The sequence below is a fragment of the Arthrobacter sp. OAP107 genome, from assembly GCF_040546765.1.
GTDB lineage: Bacteria > Actinomycetota > Actinomycetes > Actinomycetales > Micrococcaceae > Arthrobacter.
In genome coordinates, this window is sequence record NZ_JBEPOK010000001.1 from 1370166 (window position 1) to 1387022 (window position 16857).

Annotated in this window: 18 protein-coding genes; 12 read left to right on the plus strand and 6 right to left on the minus strand. The window is 69.4% G+C overall.

Annotated elements, in window-relative coordinates:
- The first annotated feature begins 49 nt into the window (after nucleotides 1–49).
- Complete coding sequence (locus ABIE00_RS06440) at nucleotides 50–721, plus strand: 4a-hydroxytetrahydrobiopterin dehydratase (RefSeq protein ID WP_354258185.1); 672 nt, start codon at nucleotides 50–52, stop codon at nucleotides 719–721.
- Here the strand turns inward: ABIE00_RS06440 and ABIE00_RS06445 are convergent.
- The 3 genes from ABIE00_RS06445 to ABIE00_RS06455 are packed head-to-tail and all read right to left on the minus strand — an operon-like array spanning nucleotide 718 to nucleotide 1978.
- Nucleotides 718–1020, minus strand: coding sequence for a hypothetical protein (locus tag ABIE00_RS06445; RefSeq protein ID WP_354258188.1), 303 nt, complete (start codon nucleotides 1018–1020; stop codon nucleotides 718–720). The two genes, ABIE00_RS06440 and ABIE00_RS06445, sit on opposite strands and share 4 nt — an antisense overlap.
- A gap of 8 nt (nucleotides 1021–1028) precedes the next feature.
- On the minus strand, nucleotides 1029–1253 hold the full coding sequence (locus ABIE00_RS06450; RefSeq protein WP_003805104.1) for a DUF3107 domain-containing protein: 225 nt from the start codon (nucleotides 1251–1253) through the stop codon (nucleotides 1029–1031).
- A gap of 56 nt (nucleotides 1254–1309) precedes the next feature.
- Nucleotides 1310–1978 (minus strand): TetR/AcrR family transcriptional regulator, encoded by a 669-nt coding sequence (locus tag ABIE00_RS06455; protein WP_354258191.1) that lies wholly within the window; start codon nucleotides 1976–1978, stop codon nucleotides 1310–1312.
- An 84-nt stretch (nucleotides 1979–2062) separates the two neighbouring features.
- On the opposite strand from ABIE00_RS06455, the gene moeB reads away from it, so the two are divergent.
- Complete coding sequence (moeB, locus tag ABIE00_RS06460) at nucleotides 2063–3262, plus strand: molybdopterin-synthase adenylyltransferase MoeB (protein ID WP_354258194.1); 1200 nt, start codon at nucleotides 2063–2065, stop codon at nucleotides 3260–3262.
- Between the two features lie 54 nt (nucleotides 3263–3316).
- Here the strand turns inward: moeB and ABIE00_RS06465 are convergent, their stop codons facing one another.
- The gene (locus ABIE00_RS06465) at nucleotides 3317–4003 is read right to left on the minus strand and encodes a hypothetical protein (protein ID WP_354258197.1); all 687 of its coding nucleotides are present in this window, start codon (nucleotides 4001–4003) and stop codon (nucleotides 3317–3319) included.
- Nucleotides 4004–4098: 95 nt separating this feature from the next.
- Nucleotides 4099–5451 (minus strand): glutamyl-tRNA reductase, encoded by a 1353-nt coding sequence (locus ABIE00_RS06470; protein ID WP_354258200.1) that lies wholly within the window; start codon nucleotides 5449–5451, stop codon nucleotides 4099–4101.
- A 158-nt stretch (nucleotides 5452–5609) separates the two neighbouring features.
- On the opposite strand from ABIE00_RS06470, the gene hemE reads away from it, so the two are divergent.
- Both hemE and hemG read left to right on the plus strand, forming a co-directional pair.
- Nucleotides 5610–6704, plus strand: coding sequence for a uroporphyrinogen decarboxylase (gene hemE, locus ABIE00_RS06475; RefSeq protein WP_354258203.1), 1095 nt, complete (start codon nucleotides 5610–5612; stop codon nucleotides 6702–6704).
- Nucleotides 6705–6710: 6 nt separating this feature from the next.
- Nucleotides 6711–8225, plus strand: a complete 1515-nt coding sequence (gene hemG / locus ABIE00_RS06480; protein ID WP_354258206.1) for a protoporphyrinogen oxidase — start codon at nucleotides 6711–6713, stop codon at nucleotides 8223–8225.
- A gap of 410 nt (nucleotides 8226–8635) precedes the next feature.
- Here the strand turns inward: hemG and ABIE00_RS06485 are convergent, their stop codons facing one another.
- On the minus strand, nucleotides 8636–9217 hold the full coding sequence (locus ABIE00_RS06485; RefSeq protein WP_354258209.1) for a hypothetical protein: 582 nt from the start codon (nucleotides 9215–9217) through the stop codon (nucleotides 8636–8638).
- A 97-nt stretch (nucleotides 9218–9314) separates the two neighbouring features.
- On the opposite strand from ABIE00_RS06485, the gene ABIE00_RS06490 reads away from it, so the two are divergent.
- The 8 genes from ABIE00_RS06490 to hemL all read left to right on the plus strand — a co-directional run bounded on the left by ABIE00_RS06490 (nucleotide 9315) and on the right by hemL (nucleotide 16835).
- Complete coding sequence (locus tag ABIE00_RS06490) at nucleotides 9315–9479, plus strand: hypothetical protein (RefSeq protein WP_354258211.1); 165 nt, start codon at nucleotides 9315–9317, stop codon at nucleotides 9477–9479.
- A 74-nt stretch (nucleotides 9480–9553) separates the two neighbouring features.
- Nucleotides 9554–10255: a hydrogen peroxide-dependent heme synthase gene (gene hemQ, locus ABIE00_RS06495; RefSeq protein WP_331575767.1), complete on the plus strand. Its 702-nt coding sequence runs from the start codon at nucleotides 9554–9556 to the stop codon at nucleotides 10253–10255.
- Nucleotides 10252–11487: a ferrochelatase gene (locus ABIE00_RS06500; RefSeq protein WP_354258214.1), complete on the plus strand. Its 1236-nt coding sequence runs from the start codon at nucleotides 10252–10254 to the stop codon at nucleotides 11485–11487. The genes hemQ and ABIE00_RS06500 overlap by 4 nt, the downstream gene beginning before the upstream one ends.
- Nucleotides 11484–12482 carry a hydroxymethylbilane synthase gene (gene hemC / locus ABIE00_RS06505; protein WP_331575771.1) on the plus strand — a complete coding sequence of 333 codons (999 nt, stop codon included), beginning with the start codon at nucleotides 11484–11486 and terminating at the stop codon, nucleotides 12480–12482. The genes ABIE00_RS06500 and hemC overlap by 4 nt, the downstream gene beginning before the upstream one ends.
- A gap of 14 nt (nucleotides 12483–12496) precedes the next feature.
- The gene (locus ABIE00_RS06510; protein WP_354258219.1) at nucleotides 12497–13354 is read left to right on the plus strand and encodes a uroporphyrinogen-III synthase; all 858 of its coding nucleotides are present in this window, start codon (nucleotides 12497–12499) and stop codon (nucleotides 13352–13354) included.
- A 42-nt stretch (nucleotides 13355–13396) separates the two neighbouring features.
- Entirely contained in the window at nucleotides 13397–14377 is a 981-nt protein-coding gene (gene hemB / locus ABIE00_RS06515) for a porphobilinogen synthase (protein ID WP_354258222.1), read from the plus strand.
- Complete coding sequence (locus ABIE00_RS06520; protein WP_502914274.1) at nucleotides 14377–15474, plus strand: LLM class flavin-dependent oxidoreductase; 1098 nt, start codon at nucleotides 14377–14379, stop codon at nucleotides 15472–15474. The genes hemB and ABIE00_RS06520 overlap by 1 nt, the downstream gene beginning before the upstream one ends.
- A 29-nt stretch (nucleotides 15475–15503) precedes the next feature.
- Entirely contained in the window at nucleotides 15504–16835 is a 1332-nt protein-coding gene (gene hemL / locus ABIE00_RS06525; protein ID WP_354258228.1) for a glutamate-1-semialdehyde 2,1-aminomutase, read from the plus strand.
- Nucleotides 16836–16857 lie beyond the last annotated feature (22 nt).

The following is a 16857-nucleotide window of genomic DNA, read 5'->3' on the forward strand; positions in this document are numbered from 1 at the left end:
GGCGGCCCGGCGGCGGCAGGCTCAACAGTTCCCACATAGGAAATGCACCGTGGCCGCCAGGGAAGACATCCTCACCCGACCCCAGATCGACGAAGCGCTCGCGGGCCTTCCCGACTGGCGTTACCGGCAGGGCGGCCTGGTCACCGTCTATAAGACGCCGACGGCGGCCGCCGCGCTGGAGCTGATTGCCGCCGTCGGGCGTGTGGCAGAGGACATGGACCACCACCCGGACCTGGACTGGCGCTACAACCGGGTGTTCATCCGGTTCAGTTCCCACGACGTCGGGGGCGAGGTGACCACACGGGATACCGGGGCCGCCGCCTCGGTCAGCGCGGCCGCGTCGGCCGGGGCCGAGGCCCAGCCCGGCCTGTACCGGACGGTGGACATCGGCGTCGACACCGCCGATGCCGCGGAGATTTCCGAGGTCTGGCGCGTGGCGCTCGGTTACCGGAAGGGCAGGTTCGGGGACCTGGTGGACCCGTACGGCCGGGGTCCCGGGGTGTGGTTCCAGGAGACCGCAACCCCCAATGACAACCGCCTGCATTTGGACGTCCACCGCTCGAAGGCCGAATCGGCGCCCGCCCTGGAGAAGACGGCCGCAACCGGGGCCTTAATGAACAGTGACCACGCACCCAATTGGGTGGTGGTCACTGATGCCCAGGGGAACCGGCTGTGCCTGTGCACCGAGGAAGGCCATGAGCCCGACGTCGGCGGGTCCTAGATCTTAAGCGCTGCCGTCAGCCGCTGCGTGTCCTGTTTGGCCCGCGCACGGCCAAGGGAGACCGCCACCGCCAGGGCGGCAGCCGTCCCCGCTGCCATGGGAAGGACCCACGGCAGCCACGTCAGGCCCGGCTGGTAGCCCAGCCCCGCCCAGATGCAGATGATCCATGCCAGCATACCCACCGCAGCGGCGGTGCCCGCCGGCAGGAGGACGCCGTACCTGGTGTGGCGGCGGTCATTGGCCCAGATGATGAAGCCGGCAGCGGCAGTCACCAGGAGCACGATGACGAGGGACAGCACGGCCCGGCCTACAGTGCGCCGAAGCCGACCCGGCGCACTTCCTCTGCGCCGATTTCGACGTAACCCAGGACGTTGGCCGGGATGATGATCTGGCGGCCCTTCTCGTCGTTCAGGCGGAGCTCGCTGCCCTTGGCGATGGCCTCGGCCACTACTTTGGCCACGGCGTCAGCATCCTGAGCCGATTCCAGCACAATTTCACGGCCGACGTTCTGAATGCCGATCTTTACTTCCACAGCAAGGCCTCCCAGCCAGTCAAGGTTGAAATTTCAAAGGTAGTTTCAGTTGTAGTCTAGGTCTCTTTGGGGAAGCGAGAGATTCCGCGCCAAGCTAAACGGTAAATCAGGTCGCTGGCCACATCGAGGTCGAGGTTGCCGTCTGTCTCGAGCCAGTAGCGGGCACTGACCTGGGCCATGCCCGCCAGCCCGCGTCCCAGGAGCTGGGCTTCCAGCAGGGGCAGCTTGGTGTCCTCGGCGATGATCCGCGCAATGGCCTCGGCGAACGTCTTGTTGAATGTCTCCAGACGCGAGCTGACATCGGCGTCGTTGATCAGGTCGGACTCGAACACGAGCCGGTGCGCCTGGTCGTCGCTGTCAATGAAGCGGAAGTAGGCGCGCATCACGGCCTGCACGCGTTCCTTGTTGTCCGTGGTGGAGTTCATGGCTCCGAGCATGAGCTCGGTCAGTGCCTCGAGGTGGCTGTCCAGCAGCGCTAGGTACAGTTCACGCTTCGACGGGAAGTGCTGGTACAGCACGGGCTTGCTGACATGGGCCGTCTCGGCGATCTCGTCCATGGCGGCGCCGTGGTAGCCGTTGGCGACAAAAACCTCCTGGGCTGCGGCCAGCAGCTGGGCCCGGCGCTCGTCGCGCGGCAGCCTGGCGGAGCGCTGGCCGGCGGAGCGGGCCTGGCCGGCATTGGATTGCGCGGCCTGAGTTCGATCAACCGGTGCATGATGAACCACTGTTGGCCTTCTTTCCTTTGCAGTTAACTTCACTTTACCCGGGGGTAATATGACCGCGCGGTATCTTCAGGCATACATTGAAGTATGGCTTCTCCGTCCACCGCAAATACAGTCCGCACGCACCCGGGCCCCCTGGTAGATCCCGCGCCCGGCCTTTCCACCGAAGAGGTGGAGCGGTATTCCCGGCACCTCATCATTCCCGAAATCGGGGCCCTCGGCCAAAGGCGGCTGAAGAACGCCCGTGTGCTGGTCATCGGCGCGGGGGGCCTGGGCGCTCCGGCGCTGCTTTACCTCGCCGCCGCAGGCGTGGGAACCATCGGGATCATCGACGACGACGCCGTGGACCTGAGCAACCTGCAGCGGCAGGTCATCCACGGAGTCCACGACGTCGGCCGTCCCAAGATCGAATCCGCCCGGGACACCATAGCGGAGCTGAACCCGCTGGTGGACGTCCGGCTGCACAACGTCAGGCTTGACGCCTCCAACGCGTTGGAGCTCTTCGCCGGCTACGACCTCATCCTGGACGGTGCGGACAACTTCGCCACGCGCTACCTGGTCAACGACGCCGCCGCCATCCTCGGCAAGCCGTACGTGTGGGGATCGATCTTCCGTTTCGACGGCCAGGTCAGCGTCTTCTGGGAGCAGCACGGGCCCACCTACCGGGACTTGTATCCGGAAGCGCCGCCGGCAGGTTCCGTGCCGTCGTGCGGGGAGGGCGGCGTGTTCGGCATGCTGTGCGCTGCGGTCGGATCGCTCATGGTGACGGAGGCCGTCAAACTGATTACCGGCGTCGGACGTTCCCTGCTGGGCCGGGTGGCCCTGTACGACGCCCTGGGCGGCAGCTGGCGCGAGATCCGGGTGTCCAAGGACCCCGACGCCCCGCGGATCACCGAGCTCACCGACTACGAGGCCTTCTGCGGCATCGCCCCGGCCGAGACAACCGACACCGAGCACACCGTGACGGCCACGCAGCTGGCAACGATGCTGGCCTCGCGGCAGGCGGGGCTGAAGGACTTCGACCTCGTGGACGTGCGTGAATCGGGGGAGTACGACATCGTCCGGATCGACGGCTCCGTGCTGATCCCGCAGGGCCGCATCCTGTCCGGCGAGGCGTGGGGCGAGCTGCCCCAGGACAAGGACATCGTGTTCCACTGCAAGGCCGGGACACGGTCCGCAGCCGTGCTGGCCGCCGCCCGGAAGGCCGGCTACCAGCGCGTGAGCCATCTCGACGGCGGCATCCTCGCGTGGGTCAGGGACGTGGAGCCGCAGAAACCCGTCTACTGATCCCGGCAGCGGCTCCCGGCCCGGTGCTGGGATCCCCGGCCTCATCGCGGGAGCTCATGACCGCGACTGGGTAACCGTCAACAGCGGCAGGGCGAGGGCCCGGGCGGCGTCATCCTCGAGTCCTGTGTACTCGATCTCCATCGCGACGGAATCGTGCGGTGCGAGGTAGCTGATCCAGACCCGTTCGGTGGCTCCGGCGGCAATCGTGCCGGGGCCACGGTCGGCGTCCTGCGGGGCCACTGTGATGCCGGAAGGAAGCAGCTTGAGGCGCAGCTGCCCCGGGCTGAACAGGACCGGCTCGGGCCGGACATTGGTGAGCGCCACTTCGAGCACGACGACGTCACCCCAGGTGAAATTGCCAGGCTGCGGCCAGTCGGAGTCCAGGAGGGGGTCGCTGTGGTGGTCATCCACTGTGCTGCCCCGCCGGCTGGATATGCGCTGGATTCCGGGCTGGCCGGCTGCGTCGGCCCGCCGCGTTCCGTCCGTGAGCTGAGATATCGCCGAGGCGAGCGGCGTGGCAGCAGGCTGGCCCTGTGCATCAAGCCTGGCCAGGCGTCCGGCGTCGACGAGTGACAGTGTGCCGAAGGCCGTGGAAAGCCCGGCTCCGCCGCCGGGTCTGCTGCGGGACACAATGCCGTAGGTCCCGCCGCCCACCAGCAGAAGTGCTCCGCCTCCCAACAGAAGTGCGAATTGCCGCCGGCTCAGAGGCGCGATGGCAGGCGCCGGTGAAGGAAAATTCATGACTGCTCCCCAATATGGATTTCACGGGCAACGTCAATGCTGCTCGGGGAGCCTATGGAAAGCCTATGGGGTCCTGTTTGTCAGAACATAGCAGGCTACGCGGAGTTCCTGCGTGCCTCGTCTTCCTGCGGCAGGTTCTCTGCGGCGAGGCCGCTGTAGTCCACGGGGCATTCGGACTTGGAAGCGGCAGCCGGCTGCTCCACCGTGATGCCGTACAGGGTTTCCAGGGCAGCTACGTAGTCGTCCTGCTGGCCGTTGGATGCCAGCTCGCGGGCACGCACCGTGGGCACATGGAGCAGCTGCTTCACCATGCGGCGCAGCGCAAACTCCACCTCTTCGGCAGCGGCGGTGCAGCCGTGGCGGGCCCGCACCTTTTCCATCTCCGCGTCGAGCACGTTCATGGTGTGGCGGCGGAGGGCCACAATGGCCGAGTCCACGGACCGCGCCTCGCGTTCCTGTTCAAACGCCTGGGCGGCGCCGGAGACCATGGTGCTGGCCTGGGCGAGGGACTCCGCCTGTTCCTGGGGCGCTGCGAGCCGCACGGACTCCAGCGTCAGCAGCTCCACGCCGTCGAGCTCTCCGACGGCGGGATCAAAATCGTGGGTGAGCGCCAGGTCGATGGCGATCAGCGGCTGTGTGGACCCGGCGCGGACCTGGGCGAGCTCGTCGGCTTCGACCCTCGTGTCCGAGCCGCTGCAGCCGATCATGACATCGGCGCCGGCGACGGCGGCGTGCAGGGAGTCGCCGTCGAGGGCGGTCCCGCCCCGCGTTGCCACGAAGGTGGCCGCGCGTCCCGACGAGGAGAACACCGAGATGTCGCGGCAGCCGCGTTCGCGAAGGAGGGCCATGGTGGCGCCGGCGTAGGCGCCGGTGCCGAACACCACCACCTTCTTCTTCGACCAGTCGGTCTCTTCCGAAAGGTCGGTGGCGAGGTCGAGTGCCACCGAGACGATGGACAGGCCGCGGGAGCCGAGCGCTGTCTGCGCGCCGACGTCCTTGGCCGTCTTGGAGGCTGCCTGGAACAGGCGGACCAGCCCGGCGCTGGCCGTGCCTTCATGCTGGGCGGTGATCAGGGCCCGGCGCACCTGCCCGGCGATTTCACGTTCGCCAACCACCGCCGAGTCCAGCCCGGCGCTTACGGCGAAAAGGTGCTTGGTGACCTCGGGGCCGGTGTTCGTGCTGAAGGACCGGGACACCAGCTGCTCGCTGAGCCCGCTCGATTCGCTGATCTGGCCCACAAGTGCAGCGCGTGCGGCCTCCACGTCGTCGGCGTGCGGCGCCTCGCCGTAGATTTCGTAGCGGTTGCAGGTGGCAAGGACAACGGCGCCCTTGACCGCCGGCGAACCGGCGAGGGCGGACGTGGCAATGCCAGAAGAACCGTTGCTCAGCTGAGCAACGGTTTCGAGGTCGATGTCGGCGTGTGTAGCCACCAATGAGAAAAGAACCACAGCAGGACAATCATAGCTTTTTCGCACCGGCGTAGAACAACCCTTCAAACGGATAGGGGCTTTCGGTGCCTGTGATTCTTGCCACCCGCCGGAGCGGCTGCCGCGGGATGACAAGCTGTCGTTATCTTTTAGGGGCGAACTTGGGCACAATCAAAGGCATGACTTCTAGCGCCTTAACCCCCGCCGGCACCGGACTCGACGCAGGCCACCCGCTTCGCGACGGACGCACTGCAGACTCTCCGCTCATCACGGCGTACCGCGGCGGCAAGCCCAGCCGCCGCCCGGTGTGGTTCATGCGCCAGGCGGGGCGCTCCCTGCCTGAGTACCTGAAGGTGCGCGAGGGCGTTGCCATGCTGGACTCCTGCCTGCGGCCCGAACTTGCCTCGGAAATCACCCTGCAGCCGGTACGCCGGCACGATGTTGATGCTGGCATCTTCTTCTCCGACATTGTCATTCCGCTGAAACTGGCCGGCGTCGGCGTCGACATCGTGCCCGGTGTAGGTCCGGTCCTGGACAAGCCCGTGCGGACCGCCGCTGACGTCGCGGCCCTGCCCCGCCTCACCGAGGAGTCCCTGGAACCCATCCGGGAAGCGGTCCGGTTGACAGTGGACCAGCTCGGCAAGACCCCGCTGATCGGCTTCGCCGGTGCACCCTTCACACTGGCCGCCTACATGGTGGAGGGCCGGCCCTCCCGCGACCACCTTGGTCCGCGCACCATGATGCACGCCGACCCGGAGACCTGGACGGCGCTGGCCAACTGGGCCGCCGACGCCTCAGGCCTGTTCCTGCGCGCCCAGCTGGAGGCCGGTGCCTCGGCCGGCCAGCTGTTTGACTCGTGGGCCGGTTCACTCGGCCTGGCGGACTACACCCGCTTCGTCGCCGCAGCCTCATCCCGCGCCCTGGACCACGTCCGCGACCTTGGCGCGCCGCTGGTCCACTTCGGTACCGGCACCTCCGAACTTCTTGTCGCCATGCGCGACGTCGGCGTGGACGTCGTCGGCGTGGACTACCGGCTGCCCCTGGAGGAGGCCAACCGCCGGCTGGGCGGCACCGTCGCGCTGCAGGGCAACATTGATCCGGCGCTGCTGTCCGCCCCGTGGGAGGTCCTTGAGGCGCACGTCCGCGAGGTCATCGCATCGGGCGCGGCAGCTCCTGGCCACGTCCTGAACCTTGGCCACGGCGTGCCGCCGGAAACGGACCCGGACGTCCTGACGCGCGTCGTCGAACTCATCCACTCCATCTCTTCGGAGTAAAGGGCCGTGGCTGCGGGCAGTCAGCCTGCTCCCGGACGCACGGCGCTGGTGGTTGGCGGCGGCATCTCCGGGCTCCTGGCCGCCCGGGAACTGGCGCGGGCGCGGCTCAACACCACTGTGCTGGAAGCTGCCGACGCATGGGGCGGCTGCGTTGGCCGGCACGACGTCGCCGGGCTGACCCTGGATAGCGGCGCCGAGTCGTTCGCCACCCGTTCCACGGCGGTGGCCGACCTGGCGGCCGAACTGGGGCTGGGCGGACATATCGTTGCCCCGCGGCCCGGCGGCGCCTGGGTGCAGCTGCCGGGCGGACCGCGCGAACTTCCCAAGACCGGCGTGCTGGGGATCCCGGCCAATCCCTGGGATCCGGAGGTCCGGCGCTCGCTGGGCCTGGCCGGCTCGCTGCGCGCGTCGCTGGATAAACTGCTGCCCCCCTCAGTAGGGACCACCGCCGAGGTTTCCAGCGTCTCCGCGCTGGTGCGGGTCCGGATGGGGCGCCGCGTCCTGGAACGGCTGGTGGAACCCGTGGTGGGCGGCGTGCATTCGGCCGATCCCGGACTGCTCGACGTCGATATGGTCGCCCCGGGGCTGCGTGCAAGCATCGCCCGGCACGGCTCGCTGGCGGCCGCTGTGGCAGCCCAGCGCACGGGGGCAGGAACCCAGGCCGCGCAAGCGCAGAGGTCCCAGACACAGTCCCCGCCAACGCAGGGCGCGCAGGCCCAAGGCAAACCCGCCAAGGCGGGCTCCGCGGTCGCCGGCCTGAGGGGCGGCATGCACACCCTCGTTACGGAGCTGGTGGCGGACCTCCGGGCACGCGGCGTGCAGCTGCTGGCGGGTACGGCGGCCACCGCCGTTGCGCGCACACCGCACGGCTGGGAGGTGTCGGCGGGGGAGGGAAGCTTTCCGGCTGACGTCCTGGTGGTCGCCCTGGACGGGCCGGCCGCGGTACGGCTCCTGGAGGAAGCGGTCCCCGCCCTGGCCGGGCATCAGCCCGGACCCGGGCCCCTGGTCAAGCTTGTGACACTCGTTGTTGATCTTCCGGCGCTGGACCGGCGGCCGCGCGGCACCGGCATCCTGGTGGCACCGCAAACGGAGGGAATCCGGGCGAAGGCCCTCACCCACGCCACCGGCAAATGGGACTGGGTGGCGGACGCGGCCGGACGCGGCAGGCACGTGCTGCGGCTCTCCTATGGGCGCAGCGAGGGTGGATCCCCCGCTGCGGCCGGGGCCGGGCCGGGGCCGGAATCGGCGTCGGACGAGGAATTGCTTGACATGGCTTTGCAGGATGCGTCAGCGCTGCTGACCGTTCCCGTCACACGGGAGGCGCTGGTGGACTGGGACGTTGTCAGCTGGGCCGGAGCCCTGCCGTTTGCCGCGGTGGGGCACCGCCAGCGGGTTGCCGAAGTGCGGCAGGTCTGCGCGGGCATTGACGGGCTGCTGATGGTGGGCGGCTGGCTGGCCGGCAATGGGCTGGCGGCTGTGGTGGCCGACACGAAAAAGCAGCTCGCCGCCTTCCTGGCGTAGCGCGGCCGCGCCTGGCTGCAGGTCGTCCCGCAGACAGGTTCCCTTGCCGCCCGCGATACCCGCTGGCTGGCCTGCCCGCAAGTTTTCCCCTGCGCGAAAATGTGTTTAGGGTCGATGACTATGGTCAATCAGAAGTCCGATGGTTTTCGTTCGCTGACTGGTTTCCATGGGGGTCTTCGGCGCGGCACCGCAGCAGCTGCGTTCGGAGCGGTACTGGTCTTGTCCGCAGGTGTGCCTGCATCCAACGCTGCTGTGTCCGAACTTCCTGCATCCGACCTGCTGGGGGATTCGGGGCAGTCCGGCACTGCCGGGACGGGGCTCAGCGCCACCGTCGACGCCGCCGGCCTTGAGGCCTGGGCGGCGGCCGCCCTGTCCAACGACCACAGGTCCAACGACCACAGCTCGAACGATCACAGCCCGGGGGATCGCAGCACGGGCGATCGCAGGTCCAGGGAACCCCGGCCCTCTGACCAGCCCTCACCCTCGGTGCCGCCGTCGCTGGCACCCGTGGTCCCGATTCCGACGCCGGATCCCTCAGTGACCATCTCAGCCGGCCCGACGCCTGCTGTTCCCGTGCCTTCGCCTTCTGTTCCGGTCCCGTCGGTTCCCGTTCCGACCTCGCCGGTCCCCTCCGTTCCGGTGCCGCTACCGACCACTCCCGCCCCGTCATCGCCCGCCCCGCCATCGCCCGCACCGGCGCCAAGCTCGTCCGGAAGTTCGGCGCCTGCCCCGACCCGGTCGGCGAACCCGGCAGCCCCGTCCTCGCCGGGAACGGCCTCGCCGGGAACGGCGGCAGGAACCGGCGGCTGGTCCGGGCCCTCAGCCGGCACCGGCAGCACGCCTGCCGGCACGGGAAGCTCGCCTGCCGGCACGGCCCCGGGAAGCGCCGCGACCGGAACTGCTGCGTCCGGGGCGCCGGCCGCCGGCGGCCCGGCAGACAGCGCAGCGACCACGGAAACCCCCTCCGCGGACGCCACCCAGTTCGCGGACATTGCAGGCCTGTCAGGCGGAGCCGGCCTGCGCGGCCGGTCGGCCGCGGGCGTTGCCGGCGGGGTTTGGGGTTCGGCGCAGCTCTCTGGACCTAACAACATGGCCACCATCAGCTCGCCTTTCACGCGCGGACCGGCCGAAAGCGCCGTCATGGGCGTTTCGCGGAGCGGCACCATTGAGCCACAGGTGTGGTGGGGAGCAGGGCTGCTGGCGCTTGCCGGCGCGGCAGGCGTAGCGGCAGTCCGGATTCGGCGGTCGCTGTGAAATAAACCACTTCTACGCGATGTAGAAGTTGAGTTTTTCGACTTAGGCCGCATGGAAGGGGCAGGATAGTAACCATGAGCCACACTCCTGCCGAATCTGTCACTAAAACCGAAGAATCAGCCGAGCAGTTCTTCACCCTCTGGACCGTTTTCAAGCGCTCCGCCGAGGTCCTCCGCAGCGCCGATGCTGCCGAGGACTTCGACGCCCTGGTGGCGCGCCTGGCCGAGGGAGGGGTGACCCACCGCGGAAGCTACGACGTTTCCGCCATGCGCGCCGACGCCGACGTCATGGTCTGGCTCCACGGACCCAAGCCCGAGGCCCTGCAGCAGGCCATCCGTGACATCCGCCGCAGCAAGCTGTTCGCGGGGACCGAACTCGTATGGTCGGCCATGGGCGTCCACCGCGAAGCTGAGTTCGCCAAGAACCACACCCCCGCGTTCTCCCGCGGTGTCGAGCCGGCCGAATGGCTGTGCGTCTACCCGTTCGTCCGCTCCTACGAGTGGTACCTGCTGCCGGACAACGAGCGCGGCAAGATGCTGCGCGACCACGGCCTGCTGGGCCGCGACTTCCCGCAGGTCATTTCCAACACCGTGTCCTCGTTTGCCCTCGGTGACTGGGAATGGATCCTCGGCCTGGAGGCACCCGAGCTCGTGGACCTCGTGGACCTGATGCGCCACCTGCGCTCCACCGAAGCGCGCAACCACGTCCGCGAGGAAATCCCGTTCTACACCGGCCGGCGCATCACATCCGGCGAGATCGCCGAGGTCCTGGCATGAGCCCGCTGGATCCCCAGGAAGGCGCCGTGAACCCCGTCACCGAGGCCGGCCGGATGGCCCCCAAGGAATACGACGGCATCCTCCTCGCCTCGTTCGGCGGCCCCGAAGGCCAGGACGACGTCATCCCGTTCCTCCGCAACGTCACCCGCGGCCGGGGCATCCCCGATGAGCGCCTCGAAGAGGTTTCCCACCACTACCGCGCCAACGGCGGCATCAGCCCCATCAACCAGCAGAACCGCGAGCTGAAGGCAGCCCTCGAAGCTGAACTGGCGGCCCGGGGCATCGGGTTGCCCGTGCTGTGGGGTAACCGGAACTGGGACCCGTATATCCCGCAGACGCTCCAGGACGCGTACGACGCCGGCCACCGCCGGCTGCTGATGCTCACCACCAGCGCGTACTCCTGTTACTCCAGCTGCCGCCAGTACCGTGAGGACATTGGCATGGCCCTGACCGAGACCGGGCTCGACGGCAGGCTGGAAGTGGACAAGGTCCGCCAGTACTTCGACCACCCCGGCTTCGTGGAACCCTTCATTGCCGGGACCGCCGAGGGAGTCGCCGAGGTGCGCGCGCAGCTGGCCGCCGCCGGCAAGCCTGACGCCCCCATCCACGTCCTCTTCGCCACCCACTCCATCCCCACCCGGGATGCCGTGGCCGCCGGACGATCCGCGGATGAGCCCCGCGAGTTCGCGGAGGATTCCGCCTATGTTGCACAGCACCTCGCCAACGGCGCGGAGATCATGCGCCGGGTGGAAGCCGATTCCGGCCTGTCCGCCCCGTGGTCCCTCGTCTACCAGTCCCGCTCCGGCGCCCCGCACATCCCGTGGCTCGAGCCGGACATCAACGACGCCATCGGGGACCTCGCCAAGCAGGGCGTCGCCGGCATCGTGATCGTGCCCCTGGGCTTCGTCAGCGACCATATGGAGGTCGTCTGGGATCTCGACACCGAAGCGCTGCAGACCTGCCAGGAGCTGGGCCTTGCCGCCACACGCGTGCCCACGCCGGGGACGCACCGCCGTTTCGTCGAGGGGCTCGTGGAGCTGATCTGCGAACGCACCGTGGCCAACAACGTCGCCGACCGCCAGGCCGTCACCGGCCTCGGCCCCTGGTACGACGTTTGCCGGCCGGGCTGCTGCGAAAACTTCCGCGGCGAGAAGCCGACCATTGCCGGCGCGGACACCACCGTCGGCCAGGGGCATGACCCCTACCCGGCCGCCGGGCAGGACGCGAAGTGACGGTACGGATCGGCACCAGGGCGAGCAAGCTCGCACTGACCCAGACGCAGCAGACCGCCGACCGGCTGGCCGCCGTCGGGGGTTTCGACGTCGAACTCGTCCATGTCAGGACCGACGGCGACGTCCTCACCGGCTCGCTGTCCCAGATGGGCGGCACCGGTGTCTTCGTCGCCGCGCTGCGCGACGCGCTCCTGCGCAACGAGTGCGACGTCGCCGTCCACTCTTTGAAGGACCTGCCCACGGGTTCCGCCCCGGGCCTGGCGCTGGCCGCGACCCCGCCCCGGGTGGACGTCCGCGACGTCCTCTGCGCCCGGGACGGCCTCAAACTGGCAGACCTGCCCAAGGGCGCCCGCGTGGGCACCGGCTCTCCCCGCCGGGCAGCGCAGCTGCGCGCCGTCCGCCCCGACCTGGACATCGTGGACATCCGCGGCAACGTGGACACCCGTCTGGGCCGGGTCCCCGGCCTGCCGGGAAACGCCACAGACGCGGTGGTTGACGGGAAGTCGTGCGACCTCGACGCCGTCATCCTCGCCGCCGCCGGACTGGAGCGCATCGGCCGCCTCGACACCGTCACCGAATACCTGGAGACGGACATCATGCTCCCGGCGGCCGGGCAGGGATCGCTGGCCATCGAATGCCGTACCGCCGAGGCGCCCCGCCGTGCCGGCTCCACCGAGGGGTCCCAGGGCGTGCTCGCACAGGCGCTGGCCGCCCTTGACGACGCCGATACCCGGCTTGCGGTCACGGCTGAACGTGCGCTGCTGGCCCGGCTCGAGGCAGGCTGCGCCGCCCCCGTGGGCGCCTACGCGTACCGCAAGGGCAGCATGCTCCACCTGGAAGCCGTGGTGTGTGCCGTCGACGGCACCGCCTCGGTGCGGGACAAACGTGCCACGGACGGACTCACCGAAGTGGGCGCCACTCTGCTCGGAATCGAACTGGCAGAGGTCCTGCTGGCAGCGGGGGCTGCGGACATCGCGGACCTGACGGCGTCCTGACCGCAGCCGGCCGTATGGGAACCACGAGCGGGGAGTACCCGGCGGGCGGACGCCCGCTGGAAGGGTGCCGCGTCCTGGTGACGCGAAGCCCCGACCGGTCCGGGCCCCTGGCGGAGGCGCTGCGGCAGGCCGGCGCCGTTCCCCTGCTGCTGCCCCTGACGGCCACCGAACGCGCCCCGGACCAGGCTGCGCTGGACGACGCCTTTGACGCGCTCGGTGCGGGCCGCTTTGAGTGGCTGGTGGTCAGCAGCGCCACCACCGTCCTCGTGTTGCAGGAAAAAGCGGCAGAGCGCGGCGTGAAACTGTGCGACTGGCTTCCGCCCGGCATCCGGGTAGCTGCGGTTGGCCCCGCCAGCCGCAGGGCGCTCCAGGCAGCCGGGATCGACGTGCATTTCGAACCGCAGCATGACCACTCGGCGGCCGGGATCGTCAGCGGATGGCCGGGCGGTCCCGCCGAGGTGCTGATCCCGCAGGCCGACATCGCCGCCCCTGCGCTCTCCCGCGGACTGGAGGCGAAGGGCGCCCGGGTCCGCACCGTGGTGGCCTACTGCACGGTGGACTTCCCGGCCGAGCCGGCGCGGCGCCTCCGTCGCAGCGTTGGCGCTGGCAGCGCTGCGCTGCCGTTGCTGACGCCTGCCGAAGCGAAAGCCGAGGTCGACGCCGGCACGCTGGCCGCCGTCGTCGCCGCCTCACCCAGCGCCGTGCGGCGCATTAGCGCAACGCTGTCGCCCCTCCGCTCCTGCCGTCTCGTGGCCATCGGTCCGGCCACGGCGGCCGAGGCGGACGCCCTGGGGCTCGCGGTGGCGGCCACTGCCCGGGAGGCCACGCCGGAAGGGCTCGCCGCCGCCGTCATCCTGGCGCTTGCCCCCTAAACATCCACCCATCAACATCAGGCCCACAGTTAAGGACAGGACATGAGCTTTCCGCACCACCGCCCCCGGCGGCTCCGCACCACCCCTGCCATGCGCAGGCTCACGGCTGAGTACCGGCTCGCCCCGGCAGACCTGATCCTTCCGGCGTTCATCCGCGAGGGGCTCTCGGAACCCAACCCGATCGTCTCCATGCCGGGCGTCGTGCAGCACACCACGGACACCCTCAAGCGGGCGGCGGCCGAAGCCGTGGAACTGGGCGTCGGCGGCATCATGCTGTTCGGTATCCCGGAGACCCGCGACGCCGAGGGAACGGCATCCCTGGACCCGGACGGGGTGCTGAACAAGGCCATCCGGGACGTCCGCGCGGAGGTGGGGGACAGCCTCGTGGTGATGAGTGACGTCTGCCTCGACGAATTCACCGACCACGGCCACTGCGGGGTCCTCGACAGCGACGGCTATGTGGACAACGACGCCACGCTGGAGATCTACGCGAAGATGGCGGTGGCCCAGGCCGACGCCGGCGCCCACGTGCTGGGCCCGTCCGGAATGATGGACGGCCAGATCGGCGTGATCCGCCAGGCCCTGGAAGAGGCCGGCCACGTGAACACCGCCGTGGTGGCCTACGCCGCGAAGTACGCCTCGGCGTTCTACGGCCCATTCCGGGAAGCAGTGGACTCGCAGCTGAAGGGCGACCGCAGGACCTACCAGATGGACGCGGCCAACCGCCGCGAGGCCATCCAGGAGGTGGAACTGGACCTTGCCGAGGGAGCGGACATGGTGATGGTCAAACCGGCCATGAGCTACCTCGACATCCTGGCCGACGTGGCCGACATGAGCCCCGTTCCGGTTGCCGCCTACCAGATCTCCGGCGAGTACGCCATGATCGAGGCCGCCGCCGCCAACGGCTGGATCGACCGGCGGGCTGCCATCACGGAGTCGGTCCTCGGTATCCGCCGCGCGGGGGCCAACCTGGTCCTCACGTACTGGGCCAGCGAAATCGCCGGCTGGCTCAAGGAATCATGATGTCCACGTCGGCCGAGGGCCCGCCCGCCGGACCCACCGCTCCGGTGGGTCCGGCGCAGATCCTGCTGGGCCTGAACACGTTCGGCGACGTCGGCGTGGACGGGACCGGTGAGCCAAAACCGCATGCCCGGGTGCTGCGGGAGCTGCTGGACCAGGCGGTCCTGGCCGACGCCGTCGGCCTTCATGCCTTCGGGGTGGGGGAGCACCACCGCCGCGACTTCGCGGTGTCCGCGCCCGAGGTGTTCCTGGCGGCCGCCGCGGCCAGGACCACCAGCATCCGGCTCGGCTCGGCGGTCACCGTGCTCAGTTCCGACGATCCCATCCGCGTGTTCCAGCGCTTCTCCACTGTGGACGCGCTGTCGGGCGGCCGCGCCGAGGTGATGCTGGGGCGCGGTTCATTCATCGAGTCGTTTCCGCTGTTCGGCCTGGACCTGGCGGACTACGAGGTGCTGTTCGAGGAGAAGCTCGAGCTCTTCGACAGGGTGCGGGCGCAAAAGCCCGTGCACTGGGAGGGACGCACGCGGCCTTCGCTGGCCGGGCTGAGCGTCTACCCGCCGCTGGAGCATCACCTGCTGCCGGCCTGGATCGGCGTGGGCGGCACCCCGGAGTCCGTCCTGCGGTGCGCGCAGTACGGCTACCCGATCATCTTTGCCATCATCGGGGGCCAGCCCCGTTCGTTCGCCCCGCTGGTGGGCCTGTACCGCGAGGCGATGGCCAAGTACGGCCAGCCCATGCAGCAGATCGCCACCCATTCGCCCGGCCACATCGCCGAGACCGACGAGGCTGCCCGCGAGGAGCTGTTTCCGCACTGGCTTGCCCAGCGGAACAGGATCGGCGCCGAGCGGGGATGGGGCCCGGGAAACCGCCGGGAATTCGACGCCATGTGCGGGCCCGAGGGCGCCCTGTACGTCGGCTCACCTGAAACGGTTGCGCAGAAGATTGCGCTGCTCAAGCGGAATCTCGGGGTGGACCGCTTCGACCTGAAATACAGCAACGGCACGCTGCCGCACGACTCCATGATGCGCTGCATTGAACTCTTCGGCACCGTGGTGGCACCGCGGGTGGCCGGGCTCCTGACCGGCGACACTGTCCGGTGACACTCCCGCAGACTGAAAGAATGGGAACCATGACTTCCAGTACCCCTCGCAACGAGGAACTTTTTGACCGCGCCCGCCAGCTGATGCCCGGCGGCGTGAATTCCCCGGTCCGGGCCTTCGGTTCCGTCGGCGGCACGCCCCGCTTCATGGTGGCGGCCAAGGGCCCGTACCTGACCGACGCCGACGGCAACGACTACGTTGACTTGGTCTGCTCCTGGGGACCGGCCCTGCTGGGGCACGCCCACCCGGCGGTCCTCGAGGCCGTGCACGCTGCCGTGGACCGCGGCCTCTCCTTCGGAGCCTCCACCCCCGACGAGGCCAACCTCGCGGCCATCGTCAAGGAACGCGTTTCCGCCGTCGAACGGCTCCGCATGGTGTCCACCGGAACCGAAGCCACCATGACGGCGATCCGGCTGGCACGGGGCTTCACCGGCCGCAACCTGGTCATCAAGTTCGCCGGCTGCTACCACGGGCACCTTGACGGGCTGCTCGCCTCGGCGGGCTCCGGCGTTGCCACCCTGGCCCTGCCTGGTTCGGCCGGCGTCACGGCGGCCACCGCTGCCGAGACCCTGGTGCTGCCCTACAACGACCTCGGCGCCGTTGAGGCCGCTTTCGCCGAGCACGGGCCCAACATCGCCGCTGTCATCACCGAGGCGGCGCCCGCCAACATGGGAGTGGTCACGCCCGGCGAAGGCTTCAATGCCGGCCTTTCGCGGATCACTGCAGCCCACGGCGCCCTGCTGATCGTCGACGAGGTCCTGACCGGCTTCCGCACCGGCTACTCGGGTTACTGGGGGCTCACCGGCGGCGCCGCGGACGCCGTGGAGCAGTGGACCCCGGACCTGCTGACGTTCGGCAAGGTAATCGGCGGCGGCATGCCGACGGCGGCACTCGGCGGCCGCGCCGACGTCATGGACCACCTCGCGCCGCTTGGTCCCGTCTACCAGGCCGGCACCCTGTCCGGTAACCCGGTGGCCATGGCAGCCGGCGTCGCCACCCTGACACACGCCACCCGGGACGTGTACTCGTTCGTGGACGCGCGGTCGCTGGAACTGTCCGGCGCCCTGTCCTCCGCCCTGGATGCGGCCGGCGTGGACCACTCCATCCAGCGCGCCGGCAACCTGTTCTCGGTGGCCTTCGGCACGTCCGAGCACGGCGTCCACAACTACAGCGACGCACTCAAGCAGGAGTCGTTCCGCTACGCGCCCTTCTTCCACTCCATGCTGGACTCGGGCGTCTACCTCCCGCCGTCCGTCTTCGAGGCCTGGTTCCTGTCCGCGGCGCACGACGACGCCGCGATGAACCGTATCTTCGACGCACTGCCAGCCGCCGCGGAAGCGGCCGCCGCAGCAAAGGCCTAAACCGCCGTCGGGCTTTCCCTGA